Origin of the sequence: Sphingomonas sp., assembly GCF_965227385.1 — a bacterium.
Classification (GTDB): Bacteria; Pseudomonadota; Alphaproteobacteria; order Sphingomonadales; family Sphingomonadaceae; genus Sphingomonas.
Window position 1 is genome coordinate 574,379 of sequence record NZ_OZ245750.1, and the last position, 20,791, is coordinate 595,169.

16 protein-coding genes are annotated in these 20,791 nt (G+C 65.6%); 7 read left to right on the top strand and 9 right to left on the bottom strand.

The genetic code is table 11. From position 1 onward, the window contains the following. Nucleotides 1–179 precede the first annotated feature (179 nt). The gene (locus ACO05N_RS02690; protein ID WP_422055661.1) at nt 180–1,682 is read left to right on the top strand and encodes a tryptophan halogenase family protein; all 1,503 of its coding nucleotides are present in this window, start codon (nt 180–182) and stop codon (nt 1,680–1,682) included. 132 nt (nt 1,683–1,814) lie between these two features. On the opposite strand, the gene ACO05N_RS02695 is transcribed toward ACO05N_RS02690, so the two are convergent. The 9 genes from ACO05N_RS02695 to ACO05N_RS02735 form a co-directional block, all read right to left on the bottom strand. After that, entirely contained in the window at nt 1,815–3,260 is a 1,446-nt protein-coding gene (locus ACO05N_RS02695; protein WP_422055662.1) for a sugar porter family MFS transporter, read from the bottom strand. Between the two features lie 81 nt (nt 3,261–3,341). After that, entirely contained in the window at nt 3,342–4,382 is a 1,041-nt protein-coding gene (locus ACO05N_RS02700) for a DUF2332 domain-containing protein (RefSeq protein ID WP_422055663.1), read from the bottom strand. A gap of 67 nt (nt 4,383–4,449) precedes the next feature. After that, nucleotides 4,450–6,243 (bottom strand): methyl-accepting chemotaxis protein, encoded by a 1,794-nt coding sequence (locus ACO05N_RS02705; protein WP_422055664.1) that lies wholly within the window; start codon nt 6,241–6,243, stop codon nt 4,450–4,452. Nucleotides 6,244–6,315: 72 nt separating this feature from the next. Beyond that, nucleotides 6,316–8,811 carry a TonB-dependent receptor gene (locus ACO05N_RS02710; protein ID WP_422055665.1) on the bottom strand — a complete coding sequence of 832 codons (2,496 nt, stop codon included), beginning with the start codon at nt 8,809–8,811 and terminating at the stop codon, nt 6,316–6,318. A 356-nt stretch (nt 8,812–9,167) separates the two neighbouring features. Further along, the gene (dxs, locus tag ACO05N_RS02715; protein WP_422055666.1) at nt 9,168–11,087 is read right to left on the bottom strand and encodes a 1-deoxy-D-xylulose-5-phosphate synthase; all 1,920 of its coding nucleotides are present in this window, start codon (nt 11,085–11,087) and stop codon (nt 9,168–9,170) included. Nucleotides 11,088–11,197: 110 nt separating this feature from the next. Next, nucleotides 11,198–12,181 (bottom strand): AAA family ATPase, encoded by a 984-nt coding sequence (locus tag ACO05N_RS02720; RefSeq protein ID WP_422055667.1) that lies wholly within the window; start codon nt 12,179–12,181, stop codon nt 11,198–11,200. Further along, on the bottom strand, nt 12,178–12,741 hold the full coding sequence (pnuC, locus tag ACO05N_RS02725) for a nicotinamide riboside transporter PnuC (protein WP_422055668.1): 564 nt from the start codon (nt 12,739–12,741) through the stop codon (nt 12,178–12,180). Before pnuC ends, ACO05N_RS02720 begins: the two co-directional genes overlap by 4 nt. A 10-nt stretch (nt 12,742–12,751) precedes the next feature. Then, on the bottom strand, nt 12,752–13,210 hold the full coding sequence (locus ACO05N_RS02730) for a Fur family transcriptional regulator (RefSeq protein ID WP_422055669.1): 459 nt from the start codon (nt 13,208–13,210) through the stop codon (nt 12,752–12,754). A gap of 43 nt (nt 13,211–13,253) precedes the next feature. Then, nucleotides 13,254–13,637, bottom strand: a complete 384-nt coding sequence (locus tag ACO05N_RS02735; protein ID WP_422055670.1) for a MerC domain-containing protein — start codon at nt 13,635–13,637, stop codon at nt 13,254–13,256. A gap of 91 nt (nt 13,638–13,728) precedes the next feature. On the opposite strand from ACO05N_RS02735, the gene ACO05N_RS02740 reads away from it, so the two are divergent. The 6 genes from ACO05N_RS02740 (at nt 13,729) to ACO05N_RS02765 (ending at nt 20,760) form a co-directional block, all read left to right on the top strand. Beyond that, the gene (locus tag ACO05N_RS02740) at nt 13,729–14,769 is read left to right on the top strand and encodes a COX15/CtaA family protein (RefSeq protein WP_422055671.1); all 1,041 of its coding nucleotides are present in this window, start codon (nt 13,729–13,731) and stop codon (nt 14,767–14,769) included. Continuing rightward, nucleotides 14,766–15,080: a divalent-cation tolerance protein CutA gene (gene cutA, locus ACO05N_RS02745; RefSeq protein ID WP_422055672.1), complete on the top strand. Its 315-nt coding sequence runs from the start codon at nt 14,766–14,768 to the stop codon at nt 15,078–15,080. The genes ACO05N_RS02740 and cutA overlap by 4 nt, the downstream gene beginning before the upstream one ends. Before the next feature lie 38 nt (nt 15,081–15,118). After that, complete coding sequence (locus ACO05N_RS02750; RefSeq protein WP_422055673.1) at nt 15,119–15,895, top strand: hypothetical protein; 777 nt, start codon at nt 15,119–15,121, stop codon at nt 15,893–15,895. Nucleotides 15,896–16,035: 140 nt separating this feature from the next. Further along, complete coding sequence (gene rplM, locus ACO05N_RS02755) at nt 16,036–16,515, top strand: 50S ribosomal protein L13 (protein WP_066656288.1); 480 nt, start codon at nt 16,036–16,038, stop codon at nt 16,513–16,515. Further along, nucleotides 16,515–17,036, top strand: a complete 522-nt coding sequence (rpsI, locus tag ACO05N_RS02760) for a 30S ribosomal protein S9 (RefSeq protein WP_422055674.1) — start codon at nt 16,515–16,517, stop codon at nt 17,034–17,036. The genes rplM and rpsI overlap by 1 nt, the downstream gene beginning before the upstream one ends. A 271-nt stretch (nt 17,037–17,307) precedes the next feature. Next, a complete protein-coding gene (locus ACO05N_RS02765) occupies nt 17,308–20,760 on the top strand; it encodes an autotransporter domain-containing protein (RefSeq protein ID WP_422055675.1) in 3,453 nt (1,150 codons plus the stop codon). The last annotated feature ends 31 nt before the right edge of the window (nt 20,761–20,791 follow it).

The window sequence follows — 20,791 nt, forward strand, 5'->3', positions numbered from 1 at the left end:
CCTCGTTCGAGAGCCTTGGCGGCCCTTCTGCCCTGCCGCGCCCCTTGAGGTAGCGCTAACATTTAATCGTCTTAAGCGAATCCACAGCTTTCGGCAAGAGATGTTGTACGCTACCACAAAGAAAATGACGCGATTGTTGCAGCGATGCTGCACGGCGATTTTCGGGGAGGAAAAGCAGCGTGGCGGAACGAATCCGGTCGATCGTGATCGTGGGCGGCGGCACTGCGGGGTGGATGACCGCTGCAGCGATGGCGCGCATTCTCGGCCCCGATTATGCGACGATCACGCTGGTCGAGTCGGACGCGATCGGCACGGTCGGGGTTGGCGAAGCGACCATCCCCCAGATCGGCACGTTCAACCGACTGCTCGGCATCGACGAGAATGATTTCGTCCGGCGGACCAAGGGCAGTTTCAAGCTGGGCATCGAGTTTGTCGACTGGGGCGGCCTTGGCCGGCGCTATTTCCACCCGTTCGGGAAATATGGGATCGACATGGAGGGCGTGTCCTTTCACGCCTATTGGCAACGCCTAGCGCATGAACCGCAATTCGCCAATGTCGATGCCTTTTCGCTGATGGCGAGCGCGGCGCGCGCCAATCGCTTCATGCCGCCGATCGATGCCGGCAACTCACCGCTGTCCGGCATCGCCTATGCCTATCATTTCGATGCCGGCCTCTATGCGCTCTATCTGCGTGAGCTCGCCGAGAAGATGGGCGTGAAGCGGATCGAGGGCCGGATCGTCGATGTCGAACGCGACGGTAAGAGCGGCCACATCGCCGCCGTCGCGCTCGAATCGGGTGAGCGGGTGGCGGGTGAGCTGTTCATCGACTGCTCGGGCTTTGGCGGACTGCTGATCGGCAAGACGCTCGGCGTCCCCTATGTCGACTGGTCGGCGCAGTTGCCGTGCAACCGCGCGGTTGCGGTGCCGTGCGCGTCGGTCCCGGGCGGGCTGACGCCGTTCACCCGATCGACCGCGCGCAAGGCCGGCTGGCAATGGCGCATCCCGCTGCAGCATCGCACGGGCAACGGCATGGTCTATTGCAGCGACTATATGAGCGATGACGAGGCGGCGGCGACGCTGCTCGGCAATCTCGATGGCGAGGCGCTGGCCGATCCGCGCTTCATCCGCTTCACCACCGGCCATCGCGAACGCTTCTGGGACGCCAATTGCGTGTCGATCGGGCTGTCTGCCGGTTTCATGGAGCCGCTGGAGTCGACCAGCATCTGGATGATCCAGACCGGGATCGCGCGGCTGTTGTCGAACTTCCCGGATGCGACCTTCGCGGAAGCCGAACGCGCGCGCTACAACCGGCTGATGGTCGAGGAGAGCGAGCTGATCCGCGACTTCCTGATCCTCCATTATTGCGCGACCGACCGCACCGATTCGCCATTCTGGGACTATTGCCGGACGATGCCGATTCCCGAACGGCTGGCGGAAAAGATCCGCGTGTTCGAAAGCTCCGGCCGCTGCTTCCGCGAGCATGAGGAGCTGTTCAACGACACCAGCTGGTTCGCGGTGATGGTGGGCCAGGGGATGCGCTGGGGCCGCCACGATCCAGTCGCCGAACTGCTGTCGCTGGCCGAAACGCGCGACCGGCTGGCGCATATCGCCGGCGCGGTCGCCAGATCGGTCGACTATATGCCGGATCATGCGGAGTATATCCGGCAGCATTGCGCGGCGTGAATCCGCAGATTGCGGGCCGCCCTCTCAATCCTCCCCTCCAGTGGGAGGATTGGTGGGGGTCGATGCCGCTTCATCAAAAAGAAGGGGCGGGAGTTGCCTCCCGCCCCTGCCCCCTCTTGATGGTCGGCCCGATCAGCCTTCCATGTCCTCAAGCTCGCGGCCCTTGGTCTCCTTCACGAAACGCTGGACCAGGAAGAAGCTGATCACCGCGCAGACCGCGTAGAAGGTGTAGGCCCCCGCCAGGCTCCATGTCGCCATCGCCGGAAAGGTCTGGGCGATCAGATAGTTGGCGAACCACTGGAAGAAGCCGGCAACCGCGAGCGCCGATCCGCGGATTTGGTTCGGGAACATCTCGCCCAGCATCACCCACATCACCGGGCCCCAGCTGACATTGAAGAAGATGACGTAGAGGTTGGCCGCGACCACCGCGATCATGCCGAGCTGCGTCGACAGCACCAGCTTGCCGCTGGCGTCGAGCGAAGCCTGGCTGAACGCGAAGACCATGACGAACAGCGTCACCGCCATGCCGGCCGAGCCGATCAGCAACAGCGGCTTGCGCCCGATCTTGTCGATCACCGCGATGGTGATGAAGCACGCCGCGATCGAGACGACGCCCGACACGATGTTGATCATCAGCGAGTCCTGCTCGGTAAAGCCGGCCAGCTGCCACAGGGTCGCACCATAATAGAAGATCACGTTGATCCCGACGAGCTGCTGGAACACCGCCAGCATGATGCCCACCCACACGATGCTGCGGATGCCGAGAAACCCGCCCTTGCCCTTCGACAAGATGTCGCTGAGGCGCGGATTATGGTCGGTCGAGAAACTCGCCTTGATCTCGCCCAGTTTCGCCGTGCCGGCGTCGGTGCCGAACAGGCTGGTCAGCACGGTCAGCGCCTCCGCATCGCGGCCCTTGGCGACGAGGTAGCGCGGGCTTTCGGGTATGAAGAACAGCGCGACCAGGAACACCGCAGCGGGGAGTGCCTGCATCAGGTACATCCAGCGCCACGCTTCGATATCCGCCCAGAACAGCGCGAGCGACGAACCCGCCGCCTGGGCGAGGTAGTAGTTCACCACGAACGCGGCGGTCAGGCCGGTGATGATCATCACCTGCTGCACCGTCGTCATGCGCCCGCGAATATTGGCCGGGGCGACTTCGGAGATGTAGGCGGGCGACAGCACGGATGCCGCACCCACGGCCATGCCGCCGACGATCCGCGCGATGACGAAGATCGTCTGGTCATGCGCAAAGCCCTGCACCAGCGCGCCGATGAGGAAGAGGATCGCGGCGAGGCGCATCACGTTGCGGCGCCCCATCTTGTCCGCCAGCGTACCGGCGAAGAAGGCACCAATGAAGCAACCGATCAGCAACGAGCCGACGGTAAAGCCCAGGCTGGTATCGTTGAGGGTGAAGGCCGACTTCAGGCCATCCTGAGTGCCGTTCACGGCGCCGCTGTCATATCCGAATAGCAATCCGCCGATCGTCGCCACTGCGACGATGGCGAAAACCAGGCCGGTATTGGCCTGCGCCCCCGATGTCTGAGTCACCCGACTCTCCTCTCCCCTGGCGCGGTCCATCCGCGCCTATGTTAGCGCTACCTAAGCGGTAAACCATGGACGGCGCAAGAGCGGAGATGCTGCGCGGCATCGGGCAATGGGTCAGCCGTGCCAGTCGAACCATTCGCCATAGGGATGACAGGTCGCGAGCACGCGCCGCGCGCCGTCGGGCCAGCAGGTCAGCGCGAGTTCGACGCGCTCGCGCCCGGGCGTCCATTCCAGGCTCAGCCAGGCGAGCGGCCGTGCAGCATGCGCGCGCGCGCCCGCAGCATGGATCGCGTCGATCACCGAATTGCGCGCGGCAGGGTCAAGATATTGCAGCACCATCGAATGGAACACGACCCGGCACACGCCATCGGCCTGAGGCCGGGCAAGCTGGTCGGGAAGCCACGCGGTCGCGTCGCCGCGCATCAGCGTGGGCGGATGCGCCCGCGCGATCCGCAGGGCGGCCTTGAGCCGCTCGATCCGGCGCGGTTGATCGGCCCAGACGAACGACAACAGGCGCTCACGCGCCGCGCGATCCTGCGCATCAAGCGGATTGAGATCGACGCCGCGGGCCGCGACCACCTCGATCGGTGCCGCCACGGGGTTGATCCCGCGCCACTGCGGCGCGATCCGCACCGGTGAATCAAGGGCGCCCGCAACCAGGTCGCCCAGCGCGTAACGGTAGCGCGCGAGGTTGAGATTGAGGCCGCAGCTCGACCCGATTTCCAGCAATTCCACCGGCATTTCGGTACGCACGCGCAGCGCCATCAGCGCCGCCGCGAAGCCGGCGGCGCGCGCCACCTCGTTGGTCTGGGTCGGGGCGTGCATCCAGCCGACGATGAACCGGTCATGCGTCGCCAGGGCCGTCCCGATCGCACGGTCGAAATCATCATGGTCGCGTTGATAGAGCGCGCTCAGGTCCGCGACATCGCCGCGTCGGGCCAACGCGTGCAGCGCAGCGTTGAATCGCATCGCCAGCGCAGCCGCCGACGGATCTGCGGGCCAGCCGTCGATCAGCGCGGCGGTCCGGGGCGCACGGTGCAACTGGCGATCGCCCGCTTCCAGGACCGAAGCCACAAAATCGGACCCGAGGCCGCGGGTGACCTGAGACTGGCGGCGCAGCTCCCCCTGGGAGCCGACGCGCGTCATCATGTTCATGTCAATTCCCCTGCCCGCGCGAACGCCGGCCTACGCTTCACTGGAACCGGGCGCCTGCCCTGTTCGATTATGCCGCCCACATGTCCGCCGACATCGATCGGGCGACGCGGTTCTGCATCGCATGCACCGGACTGCGCCCGCCATCGACGGTGAACTGCGCCGCCTGATCCGCCAGATGCGTCACCTCGTTCACCAACTCGCGCGCGGCCGTCGAGCTTTGCTCGACCATGGTGCTGGTCTGACGCGTGGACTGGTCCATCGTCCCGATCGCGGAGCTGACCTCTGTGATCGCAAAGGATTGGGCGTTGTTGTCCTGCGCGATCTGGTCGAGCAGCGAATGAACCTCGCTCACGTCGGTGGAGATATCGACCAGGGCGCTGTCGACCTTCTGCACCATTTCGACGGCGGCGACGATGTCGGTCTGGGTCGCGGTCAGCTGGTCGCGCGCGCGCCCGGCCTCTTCCTCGGCGCGCATGGCGAGCGCCGAGACAAGATCCGCGACCACGGCAAAGCCACGGCCTGCTTCGCCCGCACGCCCCGCCTCGACCGCAGCGTTCATCGCGAGGACGCGGGTCTGGAACGCGATCTTGTCGAGCCCTTCGATCACGCTGTCGATGCCCTTGGCACTGTCGGCGACGCGGCCCATCGCGGCGACCGCGCCTTCGGCCACCGATCGGCCATTGGCGACAGTGCCGATCGCGCCGTTCGCGCGCTCGACGGTCTGGCCGGCAGCGGCGGCGGTCGTCTTGAGCCGCTGGTCCATCTGGACGATCGCGGCGGAGGTTTCCTCCAGGCTAGCGGCATTCGCCTCGGTCCGGCGGGCAAGATCTTCCGACGCTTCGGCAATGCGACCCGATCCTGTATGGATCGAGGCAGTCGCCTCCATCACCGACGCGATCAGGCCGCGCAGGCTGGTCACGGCGGCGTTGAAGTTGGATTTCACTGCGGCATAATCGGCGGGGAAATCGGCGTCGATCCGTGCGGTCAGATTGCCGCCGGCCAGTTCGGACAGCTGGGACGAGACGATCTCGACCACCATCTTCTGCTCGGCTTCGGCCTTGGCGGCGGCGGCGTCGGTTGCCTGCTTGGCGATCGCGGCGTCGCGGAAGACCAGCACGGCGCGTGCCATGTCGCCCAGTTCGTCCGAACGATCGGTGCCGTCGACATCGACGTCGTTGCGACCCGACGCCAGCGTGCTCATCGTACCCGTCAGTGCGGAGATCGGCGTGGCAATGGCGCGGCTGAGCAGCCAGGCAAGACCGATGGCCAGGGCGATCAGCCCGATGCCGCCCACGATCAGGACCGTGGTCGCAGTGTCCATCGCCGCCTTTTGGGTGGCCATGCCTTCTTCGATCGCCGCCATTTCGGCATCGCGCACGTCGCGCAGCGGCGTCACGGCCGCGCTGACCAGCACCGCCTTGCCCGCTGCCTGAACTTCGGCCTGCGCGCCGACAAGGTCACCGCCATCGACGCGCTTGATCAGCCGGTCACCCCATTTGGCGCGCCAGTCGAGCGTTTCCTTGCGCGAGACCTGCACCGCCTCACGCAGCTTGGGATCGGTCAGTTCCGCCTCAAGCTCCGCCGAAGCCTTGTCGTAATCGACGCGCCCTTCGTCATAGGATTTCAGATAGGTCTTGTCCCCGGTGACAAGATAACCGCGCATCTGGCTGTTCTGCCGCAGCAATGCGGTTTCGAGCGCCAGCGCCTTGGCATATCGGCTCTGTGCCGCGCTGTTCGCGTCAGTCACCGACCGGATCATGGAGATGTTCGAGAAGAACACCGCCATCATCACCGCGGCAGATGCGCAGATGATCAGGAAAGAGAGGCCAAGCTTGCGCGGGATCTTCAGGGATTTGAGCATAAGTTCGGCTTCCGGCTCAAGTTACTGGTGTCAGGCGGGTGCCGGAACACGGAGGTCCCGGCACCCATATGGTCAGAAGGAGAAACGGACCGACGCTGCGACCGTGCGCCCATTGAGCGCGCGGGCCGTGACGATGCCGCTGGCCGGGATCGCCGGCTGATTGACATCGGTCAGGGCAAGCGTGTCGAACAGGTTAGTCCCGGTCACACCCAGCTCCACCGCATCGGTCAGTCGGAACTGCACGAAGCCATTCACCAATGTGTAGCCAGGCAGGCGCAGCTGGTTGCTGTCCTGAGCATAGCTGCCGGTGGTGCCGACAATGTTGGCACCGACGGTGAAGCGCTTGTCCTCATATTGCGCCGTGGTCTGATAGATCAGGTCGGGCTGGTGGCGCGGCGTGTTGCCGACGACTGCCGCGTTGAACTGATCCCGGGCGATCTCGGCCTTGGTCCAGGTGGCACCGGCAGTGACGCTGAACAGACCATATTGATAACCGCCCTCGAACTCGACGCCATAGGCGTCGTAGGTGCGATAGATGCGCTCGACCTGCGTCACGCCACCGGCGCTGGTGTTGATCTGCGCGGTGCGCTCGTCGGTGCTGGCCCAGAAGCCGGTGAGGTTGAGCGTCAGGTTGGCCTCGCGATACTTCACGCCGCCTTCCGCCTGCTTGACCAGGCCGTAAGCGTCGGCCTGATCGACCAGTGCGCCCGTCACCGGATCGTGCGCCGGGCTGAACAGCGGACCGGTTGCGCCAGCGCGCCCGCCGCGGCTGTACCGCGCGAACAGCGCCAGTTCCTCGGCAACGCGATAGTTGACGCCCGCCGAGTAGCTGATGAAATCATAGTCGAAATCGACCGGGGCCGGGCTGGTCAGCGGCAGGAAGCCCGAACGGCTTTCCGCGGCCGAGATCACCCCGTCGCCGTTGATGTCGAACGGGACGATCACCGGACGACCGCCACCCAGTTCGCCGCCATAGATCGACCCTTCCGCCTTGCCGCTGTTGAAGCGGATGCTGCCGCCGATCGCCACCTTGCCGATATGATAGTTCAGCGAGCCATAGGGTGCGTTGGTGTGGAAATTGACGTCGTAGCGGCGGCGATAGGCCGACGTGGCCGGCAGCGCGCTGTAGGCGAACACGCCATTCTGCGTCTGGGGCACGCCGGTCGCCGTGGTCAGGTTGACCAGCGCAGTCCGCCCTTCGCCATGCACATCGTGGATCACCGACGTGAACAGCCAGTCGGTATCCATCGCCTGACGCGACTTGTAGAAGCCCGCAGTGACCGTCAGCTTGCCGTCGCCGAGGTTCCAGACCCGGCTGGCGCGGATGTCGTTGGTCATGTTGTCCAGGCTGTTGAGCTGGAGGTTCATGAGCAGCGACGTGGCGAGCAGGCCATTGCCGTTGAGCGTCAGCGGATTGATCGCCTGCCCCGCATTCGGGCCGGTGGCAAAGCTGAGCGTCGCACCGGGGCCGGCGAAGGACGGTGCCAGCGCGGCTGCCGGGGCGATGGTCAACGGGAAGGTCTGAAGCATCTGGCCGGAAATGTCGGCGAAGCGGAAGCGTTCGGTCACCGTCCACCCGGCGACGTCGAACTGCGCCTCCAGCCCGACCGACTTGACCACCGGGTTGATGCCGTCGGTCAGGTCGAACGAACGCACCGCATTGTTGCCGTCACGGGTTACCTGAGTCGGGATGTACGGCGACAGCAGCGTATCGCGGGTGATGTCGAAATTCGGGACGTTCTCGTACTTCGGCTTGTCGTTGGTGCCGGTCACGCGCAGCGGCGCGAAATAATAAGTCGGCACCTTATCATCGAGATACTTGCCGTGCAGGCGGATATAGCCGTTCGGCAGTTCCTTGGTGATGTTGGCCTTGATCTGGCCGCCGCGATAGCCGGTATAGCCGGTCGCGCGCGGACCTTCACCCTCGCGATAGAAGCCGCCGACCTGATAGCGCAGCGTGTCGCTCAGGCGACCGCCATAGGTGAAGTCGAGACGGTACAGTTCCTCGCCGATTCCGGTCATCGCCTGGATTGAGCCGCCCTGTTCCTCACCCGACTTGGTGATGAAGTTGATGACGCCGCCCGGTGCGTTGGACGCGAAGGTCGATGCCGATCCGCCGCGGATCGCTTCGACCGCGTTCAGCGTCGCGTCGGCCCGCAGGAACATGTCCGCGCCGGTGAATGAAAAGTCGCCGAACTCAAGGATCGGCAGGCCGTCCTCCTGGAACTGCAGATATTTCGAGCCGATCGACGCGAGCGGGAGGCCGCGGATCGTGTAGCTGTTGTTGGCGACACCCGAAGACGCCTCGACACGCACGCCCGGAATATTGCGCACGATTTCGGCAACCGAGCCGGGCTCGAGCTTGTGCACCTCTTCACCGCGGATCGCACTCGTCGACGTTGCCTGGTCCAGCCGGTCGCGGCCCTTGGCGACGCCGGTTGAGAACACTTCCTTCTTGGGTCCAGCGCCCTGCGCCGCGCTCGGCTCGGACGCATCGGCATCGCGAGCGTGCGCCGGCGCGGCAAGTGCCAGCGGCGCGGCGGCAAGGAGGAGAAAATACTTCGTCATTCTGTCGTGCCCACCTTCAGTCCAGATTGCGGGTCAAAAGGCCCGCTTCACACAAGGTCGTCGGCCGCCATCAAATGACGGGCAGACGTCCAGACTATGATAGGATGGGGGGCGCCATTCGGACGGCGGCGCGCACGAATCTTTCCCGTCGCGCTAACGATGATCATCTTCTGAGCGACGTGCGGAGTTTCGCCAACGTCACACATTTCATCTTGGCCCGAACTGCGACAGGCAGCGGGCTGGGATCCATCATGATGCGCGTTTCATAAGGCGATCGCGCGCGTGTTAATCATCCTCGCCGGGGGAACGGCGGTGCAGGCGTTAGCCGACACCGCCCGATGATCACGCGCCCGGGATCAGGCGGTCGCGCCGACCTCGGCCTCGTTCCAGCGCAGCGCCTTGAGCACCGTTTCGACGATATGCGGCGCGTTCAGGCCGGCCTCGTCATATTGCAGTTCGGGCTTGTCCTGATCCTGGAAGCGATCGGGCAGACGCATCGTGCGCAGCTTCAGCCCGGCATCGATCAGCCCCTCGTCGCTGGCCATCGTCAGCACATGCGCGCCGAGCCCGCCGACGGCATTCTCCTCGATCGTCACCGCCACTTCGTGCGTGGTGAGCAGCCGCCGGATCAGCGCTTCGTCGAGCGGCTTGGCAAAGCGCAGGTCGGCGACGGTGGCCGACAGGCCCTTGGCCTCCAGCATGTCGGCGGCCTTGAGCGCTTCGGCGAGGCGGGTGCCGAGCGACAGGATCGCGATCGTCTTGCCCTCGCGCACGATGCGGCCCTTGCCGATTTCCAGCACCTGCGGTTCGGCCGGCATCTCGACGCCGACGCCATTGCCGCGCGGATAACGCACCGCGATCGGCCCGGCGTCATATTCCGCCGCAGTCCTGGTCATGTGCACCAGCTCCGCCTCATCGGCAGCGGCCATCACCACGAAATTGGGCAGCGACGCGAGATAGGTAACGTCGAAGCTGCCGGCATGGGTCGCACCATCCGCGCCAACCAGACCGGCGCGGTCGATCGCGAAGCGCACGGGCAGATTCTGGATCGCGACGTCGTGGACGACCTGATCATAGGCGCGCTGCAGGAAGGTCGAGTAGATCGCGCAGAACGGACGCATGCCCTGTGCGGCGAGGCCCGCGGCGAAGGTCACTGCATGCTGTTCGGCGATGCCGACATCGAAGCTGCGGTCGGGATGCGCCTTGGCGAACTTGTCCACGCCGGTGCCGCCCGGCATTGCCGCGGTGATCGCGCAGATACGCGGATCGGTCTCGGCCAGCTTGGCCAGCGTCTCGCCGAACACATTCTGGTAAGCTGGCGGTCCGGGAGGCGCCTTGGTCTGGGCGCCGGTGATGACGTCGAATTTCTGGACGCCGTGATATTTGTCGGCCGCCGCCTCGGCCGGGGCATAGCCCTTGCCCTTTTGCGTCACGACGTGGAGCAGCACCGGGCCTTCCTTGGCGTCGCGGATATTTTCCAGCACCGGGATGAGGTGGTCGAGATTGTGACCGTCGATCGGGCCAACATAATAAAAGCCCAGTTCCTCGAACAGCGTGCCCCCAGTCGCCATGCCGCGGGCATATTCCTCGGCCTTCGACGCTGCGCTGGTCAGGCGGCGCGAGATGCGACCGGTGATCTTCTTGGCGAGGTTGCGCAGGCCGAGATATTCGGAGCTGGACACGACGCGGGCCAGATAGGCCGACAGCCCGCCCACCGGCGGCGCGATCGACATGTCGTTATCGTTGAGGATGACGATCAGGCGATTGCCGGCCTGTTCGGCGTTGTTCATCGCCTCATAGGCCATTCCCGCGCTCATCGCGCCGTCGCCGATCACGGCGATGCCCCGCCCCGGCGTGCCCGCCAGCTTGTTGGCGACGGCAAAGCCAAGCGCCGCGGAGATCGAGGTGGAGCTGTGCGCCGCGCCGAACGGGTCATACTCGCTTTCGCTGCGCTTGGTGAAGCCGCTGAGCCCGCCACCCATGCGCAGGGTGCGGATGCGATCGCGGCGTCCGGTCAGGATCTTGTGCGGGTAGCATTGGTGGCCGACGTCCCACACCAGCCGGTCGTCGGGTGTGTTGAATACGTAGTGAATCGCGACCGTCAGCTCGACTACGCCAAGCCCGGAGCCGAGATGGCCGCCAGTGGTACCGACCGCGCTGATCGTTTCGGCGCGCAATTCATCGGCGAGCTGGCGCAACTGCGTCGGCTTGAGCTTGCGCAGGTCGTGGGGCGTGTCGACCGTGTCGAGCAGCGGCGTCGTGGGAAGTTCAGACATTCGACCGCATTTACTCCACTGCAATGAACCTGTCCAACGGCTGACACCGCTGACCGGACCGGGTCATGAGCAAAAGCTGAGGGATGCGTGAATGCGGCGGTGACGCGGCGTCAACCGCGCTCCAGCGCCTCGACCGCGGCGACGGCAGCGGCAAAGCGCGCGTCCCAGTCGCCGCGAATCGCGCGCCAGCGGACGCCAGCCTTGTCGAGCATGTCGCGGCTGAAATCGGCGAACTGCGCCCGGCTGGCATCCGCGCCATAGATCCGCGTCCCGTCATCGATCCAGGCGACATCGGGTTCGAGCAATAGGTACAGGTCCGCGCGGGGATGGTTCAGCAGCGTGTCTGGCACAGCGCCGAGCATCATCCGCGCCCAGGCGGCAGTCATCAGCGCATCGGTATCGACAAACAGAAAGCGGGTGGCCCAGCGTTTCCATGCGGCGATCATCGCGGTCTGCGCATTGCCGATCAGGGTCAGGTCGGCAGCGTCCATCTCGACGCCGTGCACCTCTGCCTGTGCGCGGCCATATTCGGGCACCCAGACGGTGCCGAAATGGCGCGCCAGCCGCTCGGCGAGCACCGACTTGCCGGTACTCTCGACGCCGTGCAGCACGATCGTGCGCGTGTAATGCGCGCGCACCGGGCCGGGGAGGAACGCGGCATGCGCCCAGGGGTCGGCGCGCACCGCGCTGCCCGACAGGCCGCCGATGCCGTCGGGATCGGCCGCCATGATCCGCCCGCCGAGCGGGACGAACAGCCCGCCAACTTCCTCGGCCATCCGCTTTCCATATCCCTCGCCCGCGAAGAGCAGATCGATCGGATCGGGATGCGCGGCGCGAACGATGTCGCGCCAGATCGGCCAGAAATCGGAGCTGTCCTCGGGCGCCTGGGGCACCAGCGCACCATGACCGACCACGTCGCAATCGGGCAGCAGCTCGCGCATCCAGGCCAGCCGCACGTCGCCCGGAATCGGGTCGTCGGGCAGCCAGCACACCAGCACGGTCAGCCGGTCGACCATCGCCCGCGCCGCGCGTGCCAACGTCAAATGTCCCGCATGCGGCGGCATGAACTTGCCGAGCAGGAAACCGCGCTTCACTGCGCGACGTCCAGCTTCGCCCGCCACGCGAACAGCCCCCATACCGCCATGCCGAGGAAGATCGCGTAGAGAATCGCGGTGGGATAGAGGCCCCGGCTCCAGAACAGCCCGACCGCGAGAATGTCGACCGCGATCCACAGCAGCCAGCTTTCGAAGCGGCGCTGCGACTGCAGGATTTGCGCCGCGACACTCATCCCCGCCACCGCCGCATCGGCATAGGGCGCGGCGGCATCGGTGAAGCGCGCCATCGCCGCGCCCCAGGCGATGCTGACCGCCGCCGTGCCGACGATCCATCCGACCCGCGCGGGATAGGCCAGCCGGCCCACCGTGACCCCGTCATCGACCCGGTCGCTACGGCTCCAGTTCCACCAGCCATAGAGCTGGATCACGAGGAAGAAGATCTGCAGCAGCGCGTCGCTGTACAGCTTCGCGTCGGCGAACACGAAGAAGTAGAGCGCAACCATCGCGATGCCGAACGGGTAGTTCCACAGGCTGCGCCGCGCTACCAGCGCGACGTTGATCAGCCCCAGCGCCGCCGCGGCGAGCTCGACCGGGTTCAACGTGGTGGCTTCAGTCGCAGTCGGCGCACTTGCCGCGCACCTCGATCACCGGGCGCACGGGCGAGAAGCCGGCGCCCTGCGCGGCGGAACGGACTGTGCGCGTGATCGTATCGTCGTCCAGATGCGTGGTGTTGCCGCACGAATCGCAGACGAGGAAGATGCAGTCGTGCAGGCAATCGGGATGCGCATTTGCGACATAGGCGTTCGCGCTTTCGACCCGCCGCGCGAGGTTCGACGACACGAACAGGTCGAGGATGCGATAGACGCTGTTCGCCGCGACCCGCCGCCCTTCCCGCTTCGACACCGCCTCGGCGATGTCATAGGCGGAGGCAGGCTTGTCGAATCCGGCGAGCACCTCGAAAATCGATGCGCGCATCGTCGTCCACTGCTCGCCCGCTTTCTCCAGCGTGGCCTGAGCGGCGGCGGTCAGGTCGGACCCGTGATGTTCGTGATGGTCGTGCGCGTGCATGGTTCGAATGTAGGCTGCCACACTGACCGGAGCAAGCGTGCGGTCAGTAGGTCGCCCGGCGATTGAGGTCATGGCCCAGCGCCAGGATCGCGACGCCGATCACCGTCCACACGATCTCCGGCCCGCCATGTTCCAGCGTCAGCGCGCCGGCCATGATACCGAGGCCGAACGCGCCGACCGCAGCCGGCATCATATAGCCATGCTTGAGGATCCCGCGGCCCAGCGCCACGATGCCGAACAGGATCGCCGCGACCAGCCCAACTTCATGGATCAGCGGATGCATCAGCGACCCCGCCGCCGAAGCGAGCGCCAGCAATACCGTTGTCGCCAGGCAATGCGCCAGACACAGGCTGGACAGCCCGATCGCCACGCGGTCGAAGCGCATGTCGACCTGTTCCCAGAATCGGGGGGCGAGCAGCTGTGCCATGCGCGCGATATAGAGCGATGCCGGAAAAGTTACAACATCACATGCGCGACGAAGACTGGCATTTGTGGTTGCCGCCGCATAGATTGAGTTCGTGTCCGAGTTCAGCCATCCCATCCGCCCGCGCGCCATCGCCAACTGGCTGACGGTCGTCGCCACGCTCATCGTCCTCATCGTCGTTGTCGGCGGGATCACCCGCCTGACCGAATCGGGTCTGTCGATCACCGAATGGAAGGTGGTTTCCGGCATCCTGCCCCCGCTCACCGAGGCGGCGTGGCTGTCGGAATTCGAGAAATACAAGCAGATCCCCGAATATCAGCAGATCAATCAGGGGATGAGCCTGGCGGCGTTCAAGTTCATCTATTTCTGGGAATATATCCACCGCCTGCTGGCGCGGGTGATCGGCTTTGCCTTTGCCGCCCCCCTGCTGTGGTTCGCGTGGAAGCGGGCGATCCCGCCGGGCTATGGCCTGCGGCTGGTCGGCCTGCTGGTGCTGGGCGGTCTGCAGGGCGTGATCGGATGGTGGATGGTCAGTTCCGGCCTCGCCGAACGGACCGATGTCAGCCATTTCCGTCTTGCCGCGCATCTGCTGCTGGCGCTGTTCATCCTTGCCGCGCTGACCTGGACGATCCTCGACCTACGCCAGCTCGCGCGCGATCCGGGCTATCGTCCGGCAAAGCTCAACGGTTTCGGCTTTGGCGTGGCCGTGATCCTGTTCATTCAGCTGCTCTACGGCGCGTTCACCGCCGGGTTGAACGCGGGCCTCGTGACCAATGAGTGGCCGCTGATGAACGGCAAGGTCTTCCCGTCCGAAGTGCTGGGGGTGCGCTCCGTCCTCGACGCTGCGATCAACGATCCGGCGATGATCCACTGGATCCACCGCTGGTGGGCATGGGTCGCGGTGGTGGCGCTGATTCTGCTCGCCCGCCGCGCCCGCGCCGCCGGAAGCCGTTCGGCATCGGTCGCGATCCACAGCGCGTTCGGCGTGCAGATCCTGCTCGGCATCGCCACGGTGATGAGCGGCGTCGACATCACGCTGGGCGTGCTGCACCAGTTTGTCGGGGCGTTGCTGGTCATCGCTACCGCATGGGGCGTTCATGTCATTGGACGGCGCGTGCGCGGCTATCGCGGATGAGTGACATCGCGCTGATCCATGCAACATTCGCCGATGCGGCAGAGGCGGAGCGGATCGGGTATGCGATGGTCGAGGCGCGGCTAGCCGCATGCGTCAACCTGCTGGGGCCGTGCCGCTCGATCTATCGCTGGCAGGGCGCGGTGGAGCGCGGTGAGGAGCATCGCGCATTGTTCAAGACCACGCCCGAGCTTGCCCGCGAACTCGTCGATGCCATCGCCGTTCAGCACAGCTATGATCTGCCGGTGATTGAAATCTGGCCGGTGGCGGCGGGCGATGCAGCTGCCGACTGGGTGCGGGTCGAGACGCGGTGATTGCCGGCTTCCTGTTGATGGCGGCGCAAGCGGCGCCTGTGTTTGCACCGCCCGTCGACCGGCCGCTGACGATAACCACTGAAACGGTGCGGAGCGAGGGTGCCGTCACCCGCCGGTTCGTTGCCCGCCGAACGATCCGCTTCGCCGCGGCGCCGGATGGCTATCGCGTGGCGGTGACGCTGGATATGGCAGCTCCCGGCGAGGAGGACAGCGATCCGGCCGGACTGCTGCGCTCCGGATTTGCGCGGCTGGCCGGGCGCACGGTGGTGCTGCACCTTGATCGTGCAGGCGCGGTGACCAGCGTCGACGACCTGCCCGCGACCTGGCGGGCGGTGGTCGATGGCATGGCTGCGCTGGCACCGACCGGATCCGATCCGGAGACCCGGCAACGCGCCGCCCGTGTCCGCGCGATCGTCGCCGCGCTTGCGGCCCAGCCCGAAGCCGCGCAGCGCCGGATGATCGCCTCGCTCGTCACACCGCTGATCGCGCCGGAGCTGGTCGCCGAGGCGGCCACCCCCGCCCCACCACGCGCGGTTCGCGTCCCGGCCACCTCCATCTATGGCAAGGCAGAGCTGGACGGGCTGCGCGCCGTGCGGACGCGTGGCGATGGCATCGAGGTGTCGGTCAGCGCCACCGGCCCAATCGCGGTAACGACGCAGGAAGGCAGCGCCAGCGCGGCGATCACGCTCGAAACGCTACGCCGGATCGAGCCGGGCACCGGGCTGGTCGTCGAGAGCCGCGAGCAGGTCGAGACGCTGGCTCCGGACGGCAGCCTGCAATCCGAACGACTAACCGTGACCCGAATTACGCGATAAGGTATTCAGATACCCGTCAGCAATCCCGCCATTTGCTTGACTTCCGCGTCCCATTTCGTCAATTGGCCGCCGTTCGCGCCGTCCTGCGCCTGTTTGGCAAGGGGCGGCGTCATTCATTTAAACCCAAGAGGTCTGGCCCCATGAAGGCGCTCATGAAGACCACCAAGTCGGTAAAGCCGGCCGAGGTGGAAAAGAAGTGGCATATCGTCGACGCCGAAGGTTTGGTCGTCGGTCGCGCTGCAGTCGTCATCGCCAACGTCCTGCGCGGCAAGCACAAGACGAGCTTCACCCCGCACGTCGATTGCGGTGACAATGTCATCGTCATCAACGCGGACAAGGTTCGTTTCACCGGCAAGAAGCTGGCGGACAAGGTGTACTACAAGCACACCGGCTATGCCGGCGGCATCAAGGAAATCACCGCGCAGAAGGTGCTCGAGGGGCGTTTCCCCGAGCGCGTTCTGGAAAAGGCGGTCGAGCGCATGATCCCGCGCGGCCCGCTGGGCCGTCAGCAGATGCGCAACCTGCGCATCTACAAGGGCGCCGAGCATCCGCACGAAGCGCAGAACCCGCAGGTCCTCGACATCGCCGGCATGAGCCGCAAGAACAAGGTGGGCGCATAATGTCCGACAATCGCCAGTCCCTTTCCGATCTGGGTGCGATCGCTGACGGCGCACCTGTTTCCGAAGCCGCCGAAGCCGGCGTTGCGACCCCCGTGGTTTCGACCGCCCCGCTGCGCCAGCAGGAAATCGACAAGCTCGGCCGCGCCTATGCGACCGGCCGCCGCAAGGACGCCGTCGCCCGCGTGTGGCTTAAGCCGGGTTCGGGCAAGATCACGATCAACGGTCGCGATCAGGAAGTTTATTTCGCGCGTCCGACGCTGCGTCTCGTCATCAACCAGCCGTTCGGCGTTGCCGAGCGTGACGGCCAGTATGACGTCGTCTGCACCGTCAAGGGCGGTGGCCTGTCGGGCCAGGCCGGCGCGGTCAAGCACGGCATCGCCCAGGCGCTGACCAAGTATGAGCCGGTGCTGCGCGCCCCGGTCAAGGCCGCCGGCTTCCTGACCCGCGACCCGCGCGCCGTCGAGCGCAAGAAGTACGGCAAGGCCAAGGCACGCCGCAGCTTCCAGTTCTCGAAGCGCTGATCGGATCTCGGCGCAGTCCGAATTTGCGAAAGGGCGGTCCCGCGGGGCCGCCCTTTTTCGTTGGCGCATGTCCGTCGATACACTGCCCCACCGCACATCTGTTGCATCGATGCATCGCAAACCGATGATATGCCGGGCTTTTGAGGTTCGTCTATTGACGTACCCATAAAGTATCATAGCCTTATCGCATCATCGCCCGGGCATTGGGTCCCGGTCGCAGAAACCGATGGGGGAAACAATGAAACCAGCTCGCACGACCCGCGCATCACTGATGTTGTCCGTGGCAGGTCTTGGCCTTTGCGCGATCACCGCGCCGGCATTCGCCAGCGACGCACCGGCGTCGAACCAGCGCCTGACGCTGCTCGATCAAGCCCAGTCGGAGCGCGAGGCACAGGGCGGTTCCGCCAGTGCAGCCAGCATGGCCAATGACCGTTACGTGTTCCAGCGCGCCGCGCAGACGATCAGCGTCGACACGATCGAACGTGAACCGCAGATCGTGATCGGCGCCCCCGGCACTCCGACCACCGCACTCGACCCGGTCAACGTCAATGGCGTCGGCCAGATGATCATCGACAATAACGACGGCACGATCGGACTGTGCACCGGCACGCTGATCAACCCGCGCACGGTGATCTTCGCGGCGCACTGCGTCAATTCGCGCGCTGCCAGCGACTATGGCGCCAACAGCGGCGGCACCGCGATCGGCTTCGGTTTTGGCAGCAACAACAATGCCACTGGTGCGAGCGCCTTTGGCGGCTGGCTCAATGGCATCGGCGGCGGCGCGGCCTATCAGACCAATCCTGGTCGCTACATGTATAATGCGAACGCGGTCGCCTATCACCCGTTGTCGCTGGAGCCCGAGGCGAACAGCTTCCTCTATGGCGACGTCGCGCTCGCCTCGCTCGACACGCCTGCGGAGGGGATCCCGACCTGGGCATTGCTGTTCTCGCCGCTGCCCCAGACGCCCGGCGGCGCGAACGGCACCGGCTATCATGTCGACATCACCGGCTATGGCCGCAACGGCACCGGAACGACCGGATCGACCGGTAGCGACTTTCGCCGTCGCGCGGCGGAAAACATGCTCGGTGCGCTCGCCTCGATCGACGATTTCGAGGGGTTCATCTTTGGCGGCGGCGGCGGACTGCCGCAGAATCTCTACTGGATCGATTTCGACGACCCCCGGCGCGGCACGGCGGGCGCCGATCCGCGCGATTTCAACGCGTGGCGGGATAATCCCCAACCCAATGAAGGCATCACCGCAAGCGGCGATTCGGGCGGCCCGCTGATCCTCGACAATCAGTATGCGCGTCAGGTGGTGATCGGCGTGCTGTCGGGCGGCTATACCCGTTTCTTCAACGGCGCCCCGGCCAACGGCTATGGCACGGCAAGCTTTTATCAGCCGCTTTATCTGTATTGGGACTGGATCGCGGCGAACAATCCCTATCGCTATGTCACCAACGTCGCGGGCAACCGCAACTGGAACGATTCGGCCAATTGGATCAGCACCGCCGATCCCAGCTATCAGATCATCGGTCCGAATGGCACGCTGGTCACCGGCGTCCCGACGACGCCGGGCGAGGCCAATGCCGGCACCGGCGGCAAGTTCGGTGAAGCGTGCATCGAAGGGCCGGCGAATGGCGGGTTCAGCGACTGCTACAACTTCGCAACTGACACCTATACCGGGACGGTGCGTCCGATCGGAACCGATGGCGGCGCCAACAATGCGGCAGACACCGCCAGCGTCGGCAGCCTGACCAATGGTGCCGCAACGGCATCGGCGAGCGCGCTGGCGCCGCAGGCGGATGCGCCGGCCGCAGTGCTGCCCGCGCCGACCATCGCCAACGGCCTGCCCGGCGCGACCGGCTTCGTGCCCAACAACAGTGATGGCGATCGTGAGAACGGCGTCATGCCGCGCTATTTCGACGTGACCTTGTCCGCTGCGGGCACAACCACGCTGAACACGGCGGTGGTGGTCGATCGCTTCACCCTCAGCGGGGTTCAGGCCGGGCTCAACATCACCTCCACCGGCTCGCTCACCTCGCTGATGGACATGACGCAGGTGATTGGCACGCTGAACGTCGACGGGACGCTGCGGACGCCGAGCGATCTGTTCATTCTGGCCGGCGGCGTGTCGGGCAATGGCCAGATCTATTCCCCGTACACCACCAGCGCGGCGGGCGTGTTCGCGCCCGGCACGGCGACCACGATCGGCACGCTGACCTTCAACGGCAATCTGGTGCTGGCGTCGGGTACGCGCTACATGGTCAATCTGGCCGGGGGGGCGTCGGACCGGATCGTCGTGCGCCGGGTCAATGGCGCGAACGGCGCCGCCGACCTCGGCGGAACGCTGTCGCTCACGTTCGACCAGACGCTTCGCGCAAATCAGAGCTTCACGATCCTGACGGCCGAGGGCGGGATCACCAACAGCTTTGCCAATCCGGCAGCGATCAGCGCGATCCTGACCCCGACGGTGACCTACTCGACCAATTCGGTCGTGCTGAGGATCACGGCCGGAACCTATGCCAGCGTCGTTCCGGCTTCGAACGTCGTCGGGTCCGCCTGGGCACGCCTGCTCGACCAGAACCGCAGCCAGCAGGCGAAGTTCGACGGTCTCTATGGTCCGCTCGACCTGCAGAATGCATCGACGATCATCAGCACGCTCGGCAGCTGGGCGCCGGCCGCGGAGACGACCGCGCAGACGCTCGGCATCGCCACCACCGACGCCAATTCGACCTTCATCCGCAACCGCCTCAATGGCCTCGATCCCGCCAACCTCGGCGGCTCGCTGGCGCATTATGGCCGTCCGGTGCAGGTCGCCGCGCTCAACCTGATGCCGACGATGGGCGCAGCCCCGGTGCGCAGCGATGCCACCGCGCCGGTGGTCCAGGAAGGCGCACTGCCCGAAACGATGAGCGGCTTCATCTCAGGCGGCTATCTCAACGGCGACGGCGCGGCGATGAGCGGGATGACCGGACGTGACAGCTATAACGGCTGGTATGTTGGCGCGGGTCTGGAAGCGTCGCTCGGCGACACCAGCCTGATCGGCTTCGCCTTCACCTACACCGATACCGATGGGACCGCGTCGTTCGGTGGCCAGAGCGCGAAGGGCGAGGCGGTGCAGGGTACGCTGTACGCCAAGAAGAGCTTTGGCAGTGTCACACTCGACGGTCAGGTCACGGCGGGCGCGCTGGGGGTCAAGACCCAGCGGGTGGCCACCTTGGTCGGCACGCCCTACACGCTGCGCGCCAGCGACAGCGCGATGATCGTCGGTGCCGAGCTTGGTCTGGGCTTCGACCTGGGCAATGATGCCGTTGAGATCGCCCCGCGCATTGCCGGGCGCACCACCTGGATCGATTTCGGCAGCGCGCAGGAATCGGGCGGCCCGATGGCGCTCGATATCGATCGCAACGACTATGAAAGCTATCAGGGTCGTGCCGGTCTGACGGTGGCGGGCAAATCTGCCGGCCTGCGTCCGTTCGTCACCGCCACCTATGTCCATGAGTTCGGCGATCGTCCGGCCAGCGTCGCGGCCAATCTGGTCGGCGGTACCGGGGCGAACGTCGCATTCGCGCTCAACGGGCAGGACAAGGACTGGGGCGAAGTGTCGGGCGGTTTGACCTTCCGCACGGGCGCGATCGATCTGTCGGTTTCGGCCGACTCGACCTTCCTGCGCTCGGACCTGTCGGCGCAGACCTATCGCGGGTCGGTCACCTTCCGCTTCTGATGGCGGCAAGGTAGTTCGCGAACATCGAGAG